We start from the raw sequence: 15,243 nt of genomic DNA, 5'->3' as shown, positions 1-15,243 counted from the left end.
CCTTACCCCGCCCGCCCGGCCGGGCCGCAACCGGCGCCGAACAGCACCGATTGCGGCTCCCGGTCCCACGCCTGCGCCATCATCAGCTTGCCGGCCGCTTCCTGCTTCAGCAGCACATACTGCGCCGGATTCCCCGCCGCCGCGCCCGACCCGTTATATTCAGGCCAGAGTTCGGCCGCGAGATTCCACCGCATCGCCGCCAGCCACTCATCGGGAAAATCCGGCACCGCCCCCAGGTCGGCAAACGCCAGCAGCGGCCGCTGCGCGGTAAAGGCCACCGCACTCCCACTCTCCGCGGGCGCGGGCCACACATGCAGCACCCCAGCCCCCAATTGCGGATCGTAGAAGAACTGCGTCACCACCCCCGGCACCGTCTTGTTCGGAACATTCGCGTAATCCAGACGCGACATCGGCACGAGCGGCGTTTCGATCGCCTGCCCGCCACTGCCCGCGAACTGAAGCCGCCGCGCCGCCGGCACCCGCAACGGCCGCACCATCGGCGCAGGATAGGCCACAACCCGCGCCCCCTCCGACGCCGCCGACGGCAACGCCGAGGCCAGCGTCAGCCCCACCCCGGCAACCGCCGCCACGCCGGTCCAGAACACACCCCCGCCATCCAGCCAGATCCCCACCCGCCAGCCGGCGGCAATCCCCGCCTCGGTCGCAACCGTCACCTGCGCCGCAACGCCCGCCGCCGCCAGCACCGTCCCGACACACTGGCTGCTCACCGCCACCGCATCCGCCGACCCGGCCCCGATCAGGTAGCGCACCTGTCCCGGTTGCAGGAACAGGGTGCAATCCTCCTCGGCCCATACATGAATGCCCGAAGCCTGCCACGCCCGCACCATCGCATTGAGCGACGCGAATGCGTTCTCCACCAGCCCCAGACGCGGCACCTCCTGCGGCCCCACCGCCCCGCACAGCCGCAGCGCCCCCGCGATCATCTGATAGACCGGCTGGCTGAACGGGCAGGTGGTCGTCCCCTCCGGTTCCCGATCCCACTGCGCCACCACAGCGAATTTCTCCGCCGCCATCGCCCGCAGCATCTCGAAACGCTGGGCCGGGCAGTCATATTCCGGCGCCAGTTCCACGGCGAGCGCAAAGCGCAGCGCGGAAATCCATTCCTGCGGCACATCGGCACGGTCGGCCGCGCCGCCGATATCCTGCAACGGAAGCTGGCAGGTAAACGTCACCGCCACCCGCGCGGTCAGCGGCGCGGGATAAACGCTGAAAACCCCAGACTCCAATTGCGGATCATAAAAATACTGCACCGGCGCTCCACCGGGCGCGCCCTTGCCCGACAGGTTCGCATAATCCAGCCGCGACATCGGAATCAGCGGCGTCTCCACCCCCGTCACCAGATCGACGGCCCGCGCCCCGACAATCTTCAGCGGCCGCCCGACCGGCACGCCATACCCGATCACCACCGCCCCCGCCGAAGCCGGGCCGGGCAATCCGCCCGCCAGATAGACCGTCTCCCCCACGACAGACAGCACGGAACTCCAGAACATCACCCCCGCATCGAGCACAATCCCGATCCGGCTCCCCACGCCGATGCCCGCCGCCGCCACCACCGTCACCTGCGCCGCGCCCGCCACCACCGGCGCGCCTGCCATCGTGGCAACATAACCCTGCGCCACCTGATCCGCGCTGCCGCCGCCGATCCCGTACCGCCCCTGACCGGGCTGGAGAAACACCGTCCCCTCGGCCATGGCCCAGACATGCACGCCCGACGCCTGCCACGCCTTGACCAGCCCGTTCAGCGCCGCCAGCGCGTCCTGATACTCGTTCGCCGGCGGCACCTCCCCACTGGCAATCGCCCCGATCAGCCGCAGCGCGCCGCTGATGATATCGGACGCACCGGGGTTCCAGCCCACACTGCCGCTCATGCCGGCACCGGATAAAGACTGCCGGCCCGATCCACCCCCGGCCGCACGGCCACCAGGACAGCACGGCCAAACACCTGCAATACGGCATTCCGCATCACGTCCCCCCTTCCCGCACCAGCAACCGTCCAGCCCCAGCCCCAGCCCCAGCCCCAGCCCCAGCCCCAGCCCCAGCCCCAGGCGGCACACCACTCTCGACCACCAGCAAAGACGACGACGACGAAGACGAATCCTGCGCCATCTTCAGCACCATGTTCTCCATCCCGCCGCCCAGGCATCCCGCCGCTCCCGGCAGAGCCGGCGCGACCGTCAGCATCCCGCCCCCGATCTCCACGATCACGACCGCAACATTCTCGCCCCGGTCGAGCATGATCTGAATCCGGTCGCCAACCGCAAACCCGACCGTGGACGCCACCGCCACCACGCCGCTCCCGGCGGCGCAGGGCGCCACCACGCAGGTTCCCACCACGGTAAAGCGGTTCTCCTGGCGCGGCCGGGCCACATCCACGCTCTGGTCGTCCGCCACCCCGCGCACGAAATCCTGCGGCTGCTGCGCCTCCCACCGCCTTCCATCGACCAGCGCCTGTCCGGTCTGCCCGCCAGGAATGGTGCGCGCCCGCGACCGCCGGACCTTGAAGCCCGACAGATCGTCCAGCACATAATGGTCGCCGGGCCTGTAGCACCACGGTTCGCTCACACCGCCCCTCCCGTCACGCCCGCGGCACACCCTTGATCATCTCAAGAACGATCGTGACGGCGCTCCCAGCACCAGCCCCCATCGTCGTCAGCAGGATCGACCCCGTCGCCCCCGCCGCCCCCGGTCCCGGAATCCCCTGAAACCGCCGAAAATCCAGATGCCCGAAGCCCGACAGCGTCGCCAGGTCCACCGGTTCCGTCGCCTCCCATTGCAGCCGCGCCACCATCCCATGCACGTCATAGGTCATGCGACGCACCTTCAGATGCACCCCCGGCACCTGCCCGCCGACCGCAAAAGCCACGGACTGCGCATCCACGATCTTCATCGCCGCCAGCCCGGTCCCGTCGCTCACATCCGTCACCCGCACGACCAGGTTGCGCGGACCATTCGCAATCACCTGAACAGTCGTCACATCCGCCATGCCGTCCCTCCCCGCATCAGGGCGCAGCCGGCCCCACCGGCTGCGCCCCCTTCCTCAGCCCCGGCGCGTCGGCACCGGCTTGCTGCGCACAGGCGCCTTCTTTTCCCCGGCCGGCATCGGCGCGGTGCCGTGATAATGATGGTGCACTTCCACCACGGTCCCGCGACGGGGTGCCGGAGGAGTCGGTTTGCGTTTGGTCATCAGGATTGCTCCATTGTCAGCGTTCTGTTCTTTTTTGAAAAAAAAGAACCAAAAAACTTTTGATATTTTAAGGAAAAAACTCTCACTGGCACGCACAATACAAAACGAATAAAAGTCTTTTTTTTTCTTTTTCTTCAGAAAAAGAAGAACCCCCTCAAACCCCCGGCGTCCCATACAACCCGCGCCAATCCGCCCAGTAGCCGGAATAGCGTTCGTAACAGGCCGCCTTGGCATTGCGCGTGTCGAAATCGTTGTCCTGATCGAACGAGATCGGATCGCGCTCATAGTAGGTCAGCGAATTGGGCACATTGGTCCGGATGAACCACGCCGTCTGGCTGGTGAAGTAATGGTTCAGCTTGATGCCTTCGGGGAAGGCATTGGTGGCGCGCAGCACGTTGATGGCATTGTTCGCCGTATCGTTCTGCAATACCGAGTTGCACACCCGGTTCGCCTCGAACCACAGCGCAGACGGCACATTGAGCGTGCGCGGCAGCGCCGAAATCCGCATCCCCCGGTTGTTCTGGCACTGCATGATCTGCACCGTCAGATCCTCGATCGCCGCTTCCGACAGATCCGCCGCCGTCCCCAGCAGGTTGGACTGATTGCCCGCCAGCGTCGGATGACTGCCCGAAATCAGCGGCGCCCCGTCGCCCCCCAACGCACTGGCCGAAAACGCCATGTTATAGATGCCGGCCAGCACGTTTTCCTTGGTCTGGCGCATCGAAAACGCCAGTTGCGCGGCCCGGCGCTTCGACACCGCCTCATACAGGTTGTCGCGCAGTTCCTCGTAGGTCACGATATAGCCCAGCGCATAGGCCACATGGGTAAAGCGGCTGACCGCCCCCTGCGCTTCCGTGTCGTAATAGATCTGCTGCCCCTGCGGCTTCACCGGCGCCAGGCCGAAGCCGGTAATCTCGACCTCCTCCTCATACGCCTTGTCCGACGTCTGCTTGTCGAACAGATCCATATATTCGACGCGGTGCTCGTCATAGCTGCGCCCCCACCACGCCTTGATACCGGGCCAGAGAGCCTTGGGGTGCGCGCCCGTCGTAATTACGGCCATAGAACAGACTCCTCAGACGCCAAGGGCGCTGGTGATGGAATGAAGATTGATGCGGCACAGCCATTTCGCATTGGCGCCGACTGCATTATCGATCGCCTGATACGCGCGCAGAATGCGCATCTGCCCGGTCGCCAGCGTCCCCGCACTGCTCGACTGGATCTGCCACCCCGACTGCGCCGAAACGGTCGATCCCGCCCCCGCCACCAGGTTGACATTGCCCGACACCGCAGCCGCCGCCAGCGCACCGCCCACTGAATCCTCCTGCACGGCAAAGACCAGATTCGGATCATCGGCCACATACACATACGCCGCCTGCCCCGCCGGCAGATACGGCGCCTGGTTCTGCAACAGCGGCAGCACCAGCTCGCCGGCATTGCTGGCAATGCCCTGCATCGCCCCGGTCACCAGGCCGGACGCCCCGGCGGTCGCAATCCCCACCGCCGGCACACCATTGGCATCCGCCCCCGGCAACACCACCAACGGATCACCCAGAAACAACGGCGTGGGATTGCTCGCCGGCACATAATAAACCTGCACGCCGCCGGCATACGGCGCACCGGACGCATAAGCCATCGGCCGCAGGCCGAATGGAGTATTGGAATTCATCGGCAGACCTCTGCACGGGTGAAAAGACGGCAGGCACCCAACGCGCCCACCGATCGTCCTTGCCTGTTTGTGCTGCCTGAACCCTTCTTTTTCTGAAGAAAAAGAAGCAAAAAGACTTTTTCGACGTTTCTCGATAGCATCCGGATGGAGAGGGAGTATTCCTAAAAATCCATAGTCTTATAAATTAAACTACAAGACCCTCTCAAATCCCAAGCAGACATGTGGACTGGTGAACGAGAACAGCCCGAAAGGGTCACGCCCGTCGTGCAATTCCGAACACCGAAGCGAAGCCACCTCAATGGCCGTGAGCACCGGAGCACAGGAAACGTGCGTCGGATCACCACCAGTGCGCACAGACAACCACACTCTCAAATCCTGACCGGAAATGCGGACTGGTGAGCGAGAGCGGCCCCGAAGGGCCGCGCCCGTCGTGTGTTTCCGAGCACCGGAGCGGAGCGGCCTCAATGGCCGTGAACACCGGAGCACAGGAAACGCGCGTCGGATCACCACCAGTGCGCACAGACAACCACACTCTCAAATCCTGACCGGAAATGCGGACTGGTGAGCGAGAGCGGCCCCGAAGGGCCGCGCCCGTCGTGTGTTTCCGAGCACCGGAGCGGAGCGGCCTCAATGGCCGTGAGCACCGGAGCACAGGAAACGCGCGTCGGATCGCCACCAGTGCGCATTTACGGTCAGGATTTTACCGGCGTTCTTCGTGGATCGATATCCCAACCCCCTGCGGCACATACTGCGCCTGCCGATCCGCCCCGGTCGGCCCACCCGGCACGCGCCCTTCCCTGATCTGCGCCATCAGTTCCCGATGGCCCGATTCCTGCGCCGCCATATCCTCGCGGTACCACTCGGCCGGGATCTCCATCAGATAAGCAACCTGCGCTCCGCCACCCCGCGCCACACCCACCGTCATGCTCACGGGTTTTCCGGCATCATCCAGAACCTGACTATACCCCGCATCCCCGGCCCGCGCGATCCGCCCCGGTTCGTCATTGAACCAGTGCCGGTGGTACCCCTCCCGGTCAGGATAAGCCAGCTTCTGCTCCCGCAACCCGAACGGCCGCCGCGACACCCCCCGCTGCCGCCCGGCAACAGCCCCCGGCACCGCACCGGCCGCAGCACCGGCCGCCGCGCCCTGGGCGCCACCCTGCGCCACCCGGCTCCGCGCCGCCTCGTTCAACGGCACCCGCCCGCGTGTATCCTCGCTCATGCGTCGTTCTCCCAGTAATAGCCGGCCCATTCATCCTTCGTCAGCGGCTTGCCCTTGCCCGCCAGCGCGCGGGCATAGCGGTCATATTCCCGCCGCGCCTCCACCGGCAGCGCATCGAACCCGCGCGGATTCCCCCCGCGCCCGCCCTCGCCGCGCGAGGGGCTGACCGGCGGCGGCGCCTCCCGGCGCCTGTTCTCGAACAGCGCCGGATGCAACTGCCGCACCTTGCGCCGCGTAATCTCCAGCCGCTCCGCCAGGCTCAACCCCGGATGCTGCCGATCCACCGCCGACTGGATCGCAATCGCATCCTGCCGCGCCTCCGCATTGCGCGAAAACCACGGATTCGCCTGCACGAAATCCATAATCTCCACCGGCATACTCTCCACCCGCTCCACCGGAGCAGGCACAGGGGCCGGCGCGGCCTCCTCCGCCCGTGCCGCCGGCAACGGCGCCGTATCGCGCAGATCCTGCAAATCCCGCTCGGCCACGGCAAACGCGGTCGTATCGCCACTGGCCACCGCCGCCTGTCGCCGCCCCTCGATATCCCGCACGGCGCGCTGATACGCCCGCTCGTCGGCCCGCCGCGTGCGCTCCGTCAGGTCCGCCAGCGCCTTCTGGCTGTCGCGCAACTGCGCCTGCATGCTGGCATAGCGCCCATCCAGCGCCCGATATTGCTGCTGCAATACCGGCAACAGCGTCATCCCCCGGTCGAGAAAATCCCGCGCCGGCCGCCATTTCTCCGCATCGCCCCGAAAATCGTCGCGCGGCACCCAGCCCATCCGCCGCGCCTGCGCCTCAACCTCCGGGTCCGCATCGGCCTCAACAGCCGCCACTACACCCTCCAGCCCCCCGACCCCGTGCTCCCCGGCCCCATGCTCCCGCCCGGCGGCCTCAGCCTCGGCGTGCAGGTCCACAGCCTCGTCCCGTTCGTCCGTCATGCCCGTTCTCCCTCCGCCATCACACCCGCCGCCGCCACCGCAATCGCGGCAATGCAGCGCTGCGACATCAGCCGGTACAGCCGCCCATCCTCGCCCTTCAGCAACTGCCCAGCATACCGCTCGAAATAAACCCTGTCCCCGGCCGCCGGAATCGTCCCCACCCACTGCCGCGTGCCATCATCGTTCCAGCGAAACGCCGCCGGCCCCACCGCAATTACCGTCCCATGTTCGGCCGCCAGCGTCTGGCGCTCCACATATTCCGCCGGCAACTGCACCGCCCCGCTGGTCATCTCGGCATGCACATCCGCCAACACCAGAATCTTGTCATCCAGCGGCACATATCCCGCCCGATTCACGCCATCCCATGTGGAAACAACAAATTCCTGCTGGTCGAATTTCAGAATGCGTCCCTCACGCATCGCCACCCTCCTTCTCTCCCGGCCCCTGGCCGTAAAACGCCCGCATCGCCGCCCATTGCAGTTCCGCCACCTCGGCCACCAGCGCCACCCGGCCCCGCGCCTCATGCTCCTGCGCCAGCGTAATCGTCCCCGCCCGCCACTGGCCCAGCATCCGCTGCTCGATGCTCTCGCCATAATCCGTCAGAAACAGACGCACCGCCCGCGTCACCGGATGATGCCGCCAGGCCCGAAACGCCTCCTCCGACAGATCCTCCAACATCGCCTGACGCTGCTCCATCGAGGGATTTCCTTTTTTCCGATTCTCTTCTTTTTCTGAAGAAAAAGAAGCAAAAAGACTTTTCGACGTTTCTCGATAGCATCTGGATGGCAAGGGAGTATTCCTAAAAATCCATAACCTTATATTTTTATATCATAAGAACAGAACACAGCTTTACACCCAACCCACCAATCCAACCGAACCCAAACAGATCAAAAGTTTTTTGGTTCTTTTTTTCAAAAAAGAACGCCCTTCTCACCCCCGATCCACTTTCCGGGCCTGAGCCAACCGCAAAGCCGCCTCCGCGAGTGTCGAGACCTGTTCCGCCGCCTCGCTCCCGGCGCGCATCTCCATCTCCTGCGCTTCCCGCCGTGCCCGCAGATCCAGTTCCGCTGCCCGCGCCATGGCGGCCGGATCTGGCGCGGGACTGGGCCGCAGCACCTTGTCCACCAACCCGATCGCGGCGGCCTCGAAAGCACGACGACGGATTTCATGCCCGTCGCACCAGGGATCATCCTTGAACGCGAGCAGAAAATTCGCCCGCGCCAACTGCTGCATGTCGGTAACGATCTCGGGGTCCGACACCGGCTCCACCCCGCCCGCCTGCTCGTAATCCGCACGGGTCACACGAAAGAACGCGCTGCCATCCCGAAAGCCGGATTCATCGGGCAGATACAGCCGGTTCAGTCGATAGAGCTTACGAAACTCCGCCCCCAGACTGCGATGAATCCGCTTGAAGATGGCACTGAACACTTTCAGCCCCTGCTGGATCACCGCCAGCCCCAGCATGCCCGACACGTTCCCCCCCGGCATGGCACCGGAGAGGATATCCTTCACGGACGCAATCTCCCGCCCGGCATCGACCAGAAACCCCAGAAGCTGGAACAGCACCGGATTTGGCCCCGGAAACTGCATGGGCACCAGGTTCTCGCGCAACGTGGCACCCGGCGTATTCACCACCTTGTACTCGCCCACCTGAAACCGCACCGATCCGGTATTCAGCGACATGCCGGAACCCACGAACCCACCCCCGGCATTGGCCAGATGCGCGGCATCGAACATCTGGTTCAGGCTGGTATTCACCGCAGCATTCAGCGGATGCAGCAGCGTGCCGAACCCGATATCGTAGATTGCGGAATCTGGCGACGGGATAAAGGAGAATTTTGTATAATACGAAATCGCCTCGATCCGCCGGATACGATGATCCTGCGCATCGAACATCACCCCATCCATGTCGAACCCGGCGGCAATCCGCGCCAGTTTTCCGGAATCACGGGCAATGGTCACGATATAGGGCTCGGCATACCCGTCCCCATCCAGGTCCAGCCGCCGATGCTGTTCCAGAAACGTCACCGGCGCGTCGCTATCCTCGCCGGCATCATGGTTGCCACCGTAATCATGGTCGAGAAACAGCCCGGCCCGGATACGTTCCTCGATCTCCCAGGGGTATAGGTCGATCTCCTCGGTAATCCGCGGCGCGGTCGCAAAGGATTTGGCGTGGTAGTCGATGCACAGCATCAACGGGTCGACCGTCTCGCTGACATTGCGCTGCAACGCCGGGTCGAAATAGGTCTTGCGGAACATGGTGCCGACAATGGCCAGCTTCAGCAGCAGCTTGTCGGTCTGTTCCTCCCACTCCGCCATTTCGTCCAGCAACTGCCAGCTCATATGCCGGCCGATCGCCGTCGCCCGCGCCCGCTTCGCCCCCGGCGGCACCAGCCACAGCGGGGCGCCGTCTGGCCCCGCCAGCACCTGCCCCGGCCGCAGAGGGTCAGGCATCGGCACGCCGGAATCATCGCCCAGCACGGTACCGCGCACCACGTCCCGATCACGCACGATGCCCGGATAGGCCCGCGCGGCAAACTGCACCGCCGCCACGGTCAGCAGCGGATAGATCACGTTGGACGCCCCCGGCCAGGGATAGGTCTTGGGCTCGGCCACCTGCTGCGCCAGATCCAGCCAGCGGCGGCAATTCTCCTTCCACTCGGCGCGCGTGACCTCGTCGGCGCGCCAGTCCCGCGCCACCCGGTCGGCCACCTGCCCGTGCCGCGCATCGTCCAGTTCCACGGCGATGTTCGGCATCTCGATCCAGCGCCGCAGCCGCTCGGCCAGATCCATATCCGGCCCATCCAGCCCCACGCCGTCCATATCCGGCCCGTCCAGGTCCTGCCCATCCATGCTCAGCGCCCCTCCCCACCGGGCGCGAACTCGCCGCACACATGCTCGGGCACCACCGGCGGAAAGGTGGCGAAGGGCTGCGGCGCCAGTTGCCCCACGCGCGGCGCCCCCTGCGGCACCAGCACCACCGTCACCTGCGGCGGATAGCGCCGGCACACCACATCGCCCCCCTCCACGCCATGATGGCGGCACTGGCGGCAGGTACGCCGCCCCAGCCCCCCAGGCGCGTCCAGATGCGCGCCCATATGCGCGGGCAACAACAGTCCAGCCATCTCAGTACCCCGTAATGCTCGATCGCGTCCGCCCGTCATCGGGCAACTCCCGCCACATCCCGTCCGCTTCCGCCCCACCGGCCCCGCGCAGTTCGCTGCCGAACAGCCGCGTCGCCACGTATTGCAGCGCGTCCATCACATGCGACCACCGGTTCTTCTCCGGCCGGTCGGTATAGCGTTCGCCACTCACCTGCATGCGCCGATACTGGTATCCGCCCATCAGCGCCCGCCGTACGGTCGTGCAGCGCGGATGCAGCACAAAACCCGGCGCCGCCCCGTCCAGCAGGGTGCGCAACGGCCGCCGCACGCTCTCCAGGCGGATCGCCAGCGTCTGCATCCCCGGCTCGATCGCAATCCCCCGCGCATGCAGAATTTCAAAACAGGTCCGCTCGTCGGTCTGCGCCTTCTGCATCCCCGCCGGATCGCCGATATCCACAAAAGACGTCTCGGGAAAATGCTGCGCCGAATGCCGCGCCACGATCTCGGCAAACCGCTCGATCCCCATGGCGTCCGACACCAGCTCGTCCACCACGATCCACTGGCCGGAGGGCAGCATCTGCGTAAACACGCAGGCCGGCGTCAGCCCGAAATCCCACCCCCGATAAACCGGCAGCGCCGGCACCGTCCGGCAGTCCCGGCAATGGAACCCATCGTTATACTCGCCAAAGACCGGCCGCCCTTCCATGACGAACCCGTAATCTCCGTCGATATAAACCTTGTTCCACTCGTCGCTTTTCCCGACCGCCAGCCGCTGGTAATAACCGGGCGGTAGATTGTCCAGATTCTCCGCCGCAGCCCCCCGCCCACCGGGCTGGCGAAAGATCCGCGCAAAGCGCTCCACATTCATCCCCGGGATCACCTGCGCCAGCGCCGCCACCGCCTCCCCATGGTCCTTTTCCTCGAAAAACCGATACCAGTCCGATTCCGCATCCGGCGGATTGGTATCCATGATCACGCCAGACCACGTCGCCCCGCCATCCCGCCGCGCCGGGTACCGCCCCACCCGTCCCTGCACCGCCTCGATGATCGCCCACGGCACTTCCCGCGCCTCGTTCACCCACGCCCCGGTCAGTTCCAGCGACAGCAGGTTCCCCACCTGGTCCGGCCGATCCAGCGCCCGGAACAGCAATTCGATCTCGGCAGGCTTCTCGTCCCCTTCCGCCACCATGCGGTTGATCACATAGGAATGCTCGGTCGGCTTCCAGCGCCCGAAGCGCATCGGCGGAAACCACTGATGCACGGTGCGGATCGTGGTATCCTCAAGCTGCCGGTAGGAATTGCGGATCACCGCCCACCGCGACCGCCGCACCCCATCCGCCCCCGGCGCCTGCCGCAACCCCCGCAGCACGATTTCCCACACGCAGCCCGAGCTTTTCCCGGACCCGAACGGCCCCATCAATCCCCTGATGAAGGCATCCGATTCCATAAAGCGCCGGATCGTCGGCACCGACTCCCGATTATACCCCAGCACCAAACCCCGGCGCCCTCAGCGCCCCTTGCCCACGCGATGCGGCCCGTGGTCGGGCAACGGGGCCACCCCCATCCGCCCGCCACGCGGACGCGGCGCGGGCGCGGCCGCGCGCTCATGGTCCTTCAGGATACCGCCATCCGCCTTCCCGCATGCCCCGCGCCTCGGCACGCCGGTCAGCTTTCCGACACCGAAATCCTGCGCCTCGCCGGGAATCATCTCGCCCTCGGCCAGTTCTTTGTGCTGTCGCATGAATAGTCTCTCCCGATCTGTTCGCAGGGCTCCGCCCTGCACCCGGAAGGGGGCAGTCGCCCCCTTCACCCCCATTCAGCGGACGATGACCGTGTACAGGCCCGGCGGGTCGGCGGGCTTGCCGTCGCGGCCCAGATGCTGCTTCACATCCTTCAGCAGGCCGAAATGCCTTGCCAGCAGGTCCAGGCTGGGCGTGCGCGCCGCAAGCCGCACCGTGAAATTGCCCGCCTTGTCCCACGACCAACCCGTCACCGCCGCCCGCACCTCCACCGGCAACGTCGCGATATCCTCCGGCCCCTTCAGCGGATGCGCGGCAATCGTGCCCACATCGTAGAATGCCAGCCGCGTCAGTTCCGCAATCACCCGGTCCTGGCTGAACTTCGTCCGATCCTGCAACGCCAGTTCCGCCTGCCCGATCGCCTCGCGCACCCGCGCCGACCGCAGCAGCTTCCACGCATGCCGGCGCGCATACCCCGCCCCATACCCGGCCCGCATCGCCGCCTGCGTCGTATTCAGGTCGACGAGATACTCCGCGACGAACCGCGCCTGCCGCACGGTCAACCCCCGCGCCAGCTTCTCCTCCGCGTCCGCCGCCATCACCCCCTCCACGTCCCACGGCGCCGACCATATCGCCCGATCCGGGGGCCCGGATATCCTTATTGTCGCCTCCAGCCGAAGCGGATGGTTTGGTTCGTTTTTTACGCCATAAGCCAAAAATCCCGCCACGCCTCCAGGGCACCACCCCCTCCCCCGCCTTCGTTCTCTCCCGAGAACATTATCCGCCCGAATCAGTTTGACATCGCGATAAGTAGGTGCCATCTAATTTCATATCGAAATCAATCAACGCTGGATCGGGCGCCCCGAGGTGCCCGTCCCGCGCTCCTCCCGCCGCGCCACGGCGCCTGGAAACGGGCCGCTTCGCGATGCCCAACATGATACGAAACAGGAACGAAAAAACGGATGAAGCCGATTTCCTTCAGAGTTTCTCTGCTTCTATGCGCAGTCTCGATCGTCCCGTTTTCCGCCACAGCCGCAACCCGGCCGAAGACGCATCCAGCCCCCCACCCGGCCGCCACCCGTTCCGACCCCGAATCCATATCGGTCGTCCGCACCCTGCGCCAGGCATCCGGGTCGGGCCAGATGGTGCGCACCCGTGCCGAAGCCTCGGTCAGCACGGTCGACCGCGCATACATCACCAAGCAGGTCGCCAGCGCCGGCGCCCTGAACCTGGTGCAGAACATGCCCGGCGCCAACGTCGCGACCTCCGACGCCTTCGGCATGAGCAACCAGGTCACCATGACCCTGCGCGGCCTCAACCAGCAGGAAATCGGCTTCATGGTCGATGGCACGCCGCAGAACGACCCCAATAACGGCACCATCTACCCCTCGCAGCTCATCGATTCCGAAAACCTGCAAAGCGCGTCGATCACCCAGGGCTCATCGCCCATCGACACCCCCAGCTATGTCGATCTCGGCGGCCAGGTCAGCTTCAGGACCATCGACCCGTCCCACACATTCGGCGGCTACGCATCGGCCATGTTCGGCACGTGGGATTCCAAGAAGCAGTTCATCCGCATCAATACCGGCGATATCGGCCATACCGGCATCCGCGGCTGGGTGTCCTTCTCCAATTTCTACGACCAGCACTTCACCGGCCCCGGTACCGACCGCCGCCTGCATATCGACGCGAAATTCCTCAAGGAATGGGGCCAGGGCAACCGCGTGGCGGCCGTCTTCACCTGGGCCCACCAGACGATTTCCAACTACTACGAGCCCACGCTCGCGCAGTGGAACGCCAACGGCCGCTCCAACTATTACAGCCCCACCTACATCCAGGGCGGCTCCCCCGCCGCCAATGCGGCCTACTGGCGCATGTACCAGAATCCGTGGGAAGATTTCAATATCGGCCTCCCCTCCACCTTCCGCCTGACCAAACACATCACGGCCGATGTCGAGCCCTATTTCTTCCACGGCTCCGGCGGCGGCCTCAGCGGCACCACCCTGCCCACGGGCGGCTATTACTGGGGCAACCAGTTCGAGGCCCCCGGCTCCGCCCTCCCCGGCGCCAGCGGCGGCCAGGCCCCCGCCGTCCAGCGTTACCTCAATTCCCCCTATCGCACCGGCTTCGTCGACAAGCTCAACTGGACGCAGGGCAAGAACACCCTCACGCTCGGAAGCTGGTACGAATACGACGATTTCTCCAACTGGATCGACTATACCCCCGTCACCGCCAGCGGCGCACCGCAGGGCCCCCGCGGCACCGACCCCACGGTCATGATGGCCAACGGCCGCCCGCTGCGCTCGGGCGACTACAACCTCATGACGCAGGTCAACGGCATCTTCCTCAACGACCGCCTCAGCCTGCTGCATGACCGTCTGCAGATCACCGGCGGCATCAAGACCGTCATGGTCAACCGCGTCGGCACCAACCACATCCCCGGCACCGATTACCGCATCCACGACAACAGCTTCCAGCCGCTGCCGCGCCTGATGGTCCGCTACGACATCAATCACGAACACCAGGTGTTTTTCAACGTCACCACCGGCTTCCGCGCCCCGCTGGGCACCAGCTTCTTCGGCAGCACCAGCCCCGCCACCGGGCAGGTCACCTCCCTGGGCGCCGGCCAGCAGAAAGACGAATATTCCATCGCCGAGGAAGTCGGCTACCGCTATCAGGGCCGCCAGATCCTCGGCAGCGTCACTTTCTTCAACTACAATTTCACCAACCGCCAGATCGCCACCCAGACCTATATCGGCAACCTGCCCGTCTCCACCACGATCAACGAGGGCGGCCAGACCTCACGCGGCGTCGATATCGAACTGGGCACCGTGCCCTTCATGCATTTCAGCCCGTACGCCTCGTTCGAATATCTGCACACCTCGATCGACAACGATTTCAGGGTCGGCAACGACTACCTGCCCACCAGGGGCAAGACGGCGGTGCAGAGCCCCCGCTTCCAGGCATCCTTCGGCCTGTCCTATGACGACTCGCTGTTCTTCGGCAATTTCGGCTTCAAATATCTCTCGTCGCAATATTCAACCTTCATGAACGACGAGAAGATGCCCGCCCAGACCCACGGCGACATGACGATCGGCGTCTACCTCCCGTCCTACCGCTACATCAAGCACCCGAAATTCCAGCTCAACTTCGTCAATCTGTGGGATACCCACTACCTGGCCGGCCTCGGCTCGGTGCTGCCCAACGCCCAGGCCACACGCGGCGTCAACGGCACCATCATCAGCGCCGCCGGTTCGCCGACCTACATCATCGGCGCGGGCTTCACCGTCGCCGCCCAGCTTTCCACCGAATTCTGACCCCGATCGGTCCGGTCGCAACAAGAAACATAAAAACCAGACAGGCTCT

The 15,243-nt window shown here is 65.2% G+C and carries 16 protein-coding genes; 1 reads left to right on the top strand and 15 read right to left on the bottom strand.

Translation table 11 applies throughout. The features are described from left to right. Positions 1–2: 2 nt before the first annotated feature. The 15 genes from C7453_RS19710 to C7453_RS15690 form a co-directional block, all read right to left on the bottom strand. Positions 3–2,078 carry a phage adaptor protein gene (locus C7453_RS19710; protein WP_281271510.1) on the bottom strand — a complete coding sequence of 692 codons (2,076 nt, stop codon included), beginning with the start codon at positions 2,076–2,078 and terminating at the stop codon, positions 3–5. Then, complete coding sequence (locus C7453_RS15750; protein WP_182977162.1) at positions 1,984–2,583, bottom strand: hypothetical protein; 600 nt, start codon at positions 2,581–2,583, stop codon at positions 1,984–1,986. The genes C7453_RS19710 and C7453_RS15750 overlap by 95 nt, the downstream gene beginning before the upstream one ends. A gap of 13 nt (positions 2,584–2,596) precedes the next feature. Beyond that, positions 2,597–3,004, bottom strand: a complete 408-nt coding sequence (locus tag C7453_RS15745; RefSeq protein WP_114728725.1) for a hypothetical protein — start codon at positions 3,002–3,004, stop codon at positions 2,597–2,599. A 54-nt stretch (positions 3,005–3,058) separates the two neighbouring features. Further along, complete coding sequence (locus tag C7453_RS18740; protein WP_141289230.1) at positions 3,059–3,379, bottom strand: hypothetical protein; 321 nt, start codon at positions 3,377–3,379, stop codon at positions 3,059–3,061. Further along, positions 3,360–4,268 carry a phage major capsid protein gene (locus C7453_RS15740; RefSeq protein ID WP_114728724.1) on the bottom strand — a complete coding sequence of 303 codons (909 nt, stop codon included), beginning with the start codon at positions 4,266–4,268 and terminating at the stop codon, positions 3,360–3,362. The genes C7453_RS18740 and C7453_RS15740 overlap by 20 nt, the downstream gene beginning before the upstream one ends. 12 nt (positions 4,269–4,280) lie before the next feature. Further along, on the bottom strand, positions 4,281–4,874 hold the full coding sequence (locus tag C7453_RS15735; protein ID WP_114728723.1) for a hypothetical protein: 594 nt from the start codon (positions 4,872–4,874) through the stop codon (positions 4,281–4,283). 700 nt (positions 4,875–5,574) lie between these two features. Beyond that, complete coding sequence (locus C7453_RS15730; protein WP_245949091.1) at positions 5,575–6,096, bottom strand: hypothetical protein; 522 nt, start codon at positions 6,094–6,096, stop codon at positions 5,575–5,577. After that, a complete protein-coding gene (locus C7453_RS15725) occupies positions 6,093–7,034 on the bottom strand; it encodes a hypothetical protein (protein WP_245949090.1) in 942 nt (313 codons plus the stop codon). The genes C7453_RS15730 and C7453_RS15725 overlap by 4 nt, the downstream gene beginning before the upstream one ends. After that, the gene (locus C7453_RS15720; RefSeq protein WP_114728722.1) at positions 7,031–7,453 is read right to left on the bottom strand and encodes a co-chaperone GroES; all 423 of its coding nucleotides are present in this window, start codon (positions 7,451–7,453) and stop codon (positions 7,031–7,033) included. Before C7453_RS15720 ends, C7453_RS15725 begins: the two co-directional genes overlap by 4 nt. Beyond that, entirely contained in the window at positions 7,446–7,730 is a 285-nt protein-coding gene (locus tag C7453_RS15715) for a hypothetical protein (RefSeq protein WP_114728721.1), read from the bottom strand. Before C7453_RS15715 ends, C7453_RS15720 begins: the two co-directional genes overlap by 8 nt. Positions 7,731–7,964: 234 nt before the next feature. Next, the gene (locus C7453_RS15710; RefSeq protein ID WP_245949089.1) at positions 7,965–9,887 is read right to left on the bottom strand and encodes a co-chaperone GroES; all 1,923 of its coding nucleotides are present in this window, start codon (positions 9,885–9,887) and stop codon (positions 7,965–7,967) included. A 2-nt stretch (positions 9,888–9,889) separates the two neighbouring features. Beyond that, a complete protein-coding gene (locus tag C7453_RS15705; protein WP_114728720.1) occupies positions 9,890–10,159 on the bottom strand; it encodes a hypothetical protein in 270 nt (89 codons plus the stop codon). 1 nt (position 10,160) lies between these two features. Continuing rightward, positions 10,161–11,606, bottom strand: a complete 1,446-nt coding sequence (locus tag C7453_RS15700) for a hypothetical protein (protein ID WP_245949088.1) — start codon at positions 11,604–11,606, stop codon at positions 10,161–10,163. Positions 11,607–11,645: 39 nt separating this feature from the next. Then, complete coding sequence (locus C7453_RS15695) at positions 11,646–11,879, bottom strand: hypothetical protein (RefSeq protein ID WP_114728719.1); 234 nt, start codon at positions 11,877–11,879, stop codon at positions 11,646–11,648. 75 nt (positions 11,880–11,954) lie between these two features. After that, positions 11,955–12,476 carry a terminase small subunit gene (locus tag C7453_RS15690; protein ID WP_114728787.1) on the bottom strand — a complete coding sequence of 174 codons (522 nt, stop codon included), beginning with the start codon at positions 12,474–12,476 and terminating at the stop codon, positions 11,955–11,957. Between the two features lie 363 nt (positions 12,477–12,839). On the opposite strand from C7453_RS15690, the gene C7453_RS15685 reads away from it, so the two are divergent. Further along, positions 12,840–15,194: a TonB-dependent receptor gene (locus C7453_RS15685; RefSeq protein ID WP_114728718.1), complete on the top strand. Its 2,355-nt coding sequence runs from the start codon at positions 12,840–12,842 to the stop codon at positions 15,192–15,194. Positions 15,195–15,243 lie beyond the last annotated feature (49 nt).

This window comes from Gluconacetobacter liquefaciens (genome assembly GCF_003350405.1).
In the GTDB taxonomy this organism is placed as follows: domain Bacteria; phylum Pseudomonadota; class Alphaproteobacteria; order Acetobacterales; family Acetobacteraceae; genus Gluconacetobacter; species Gluconacetobacter liquefaciens.
This window is presented reverse-complemented; position numbering and strand designations above follow the sequence as displayed.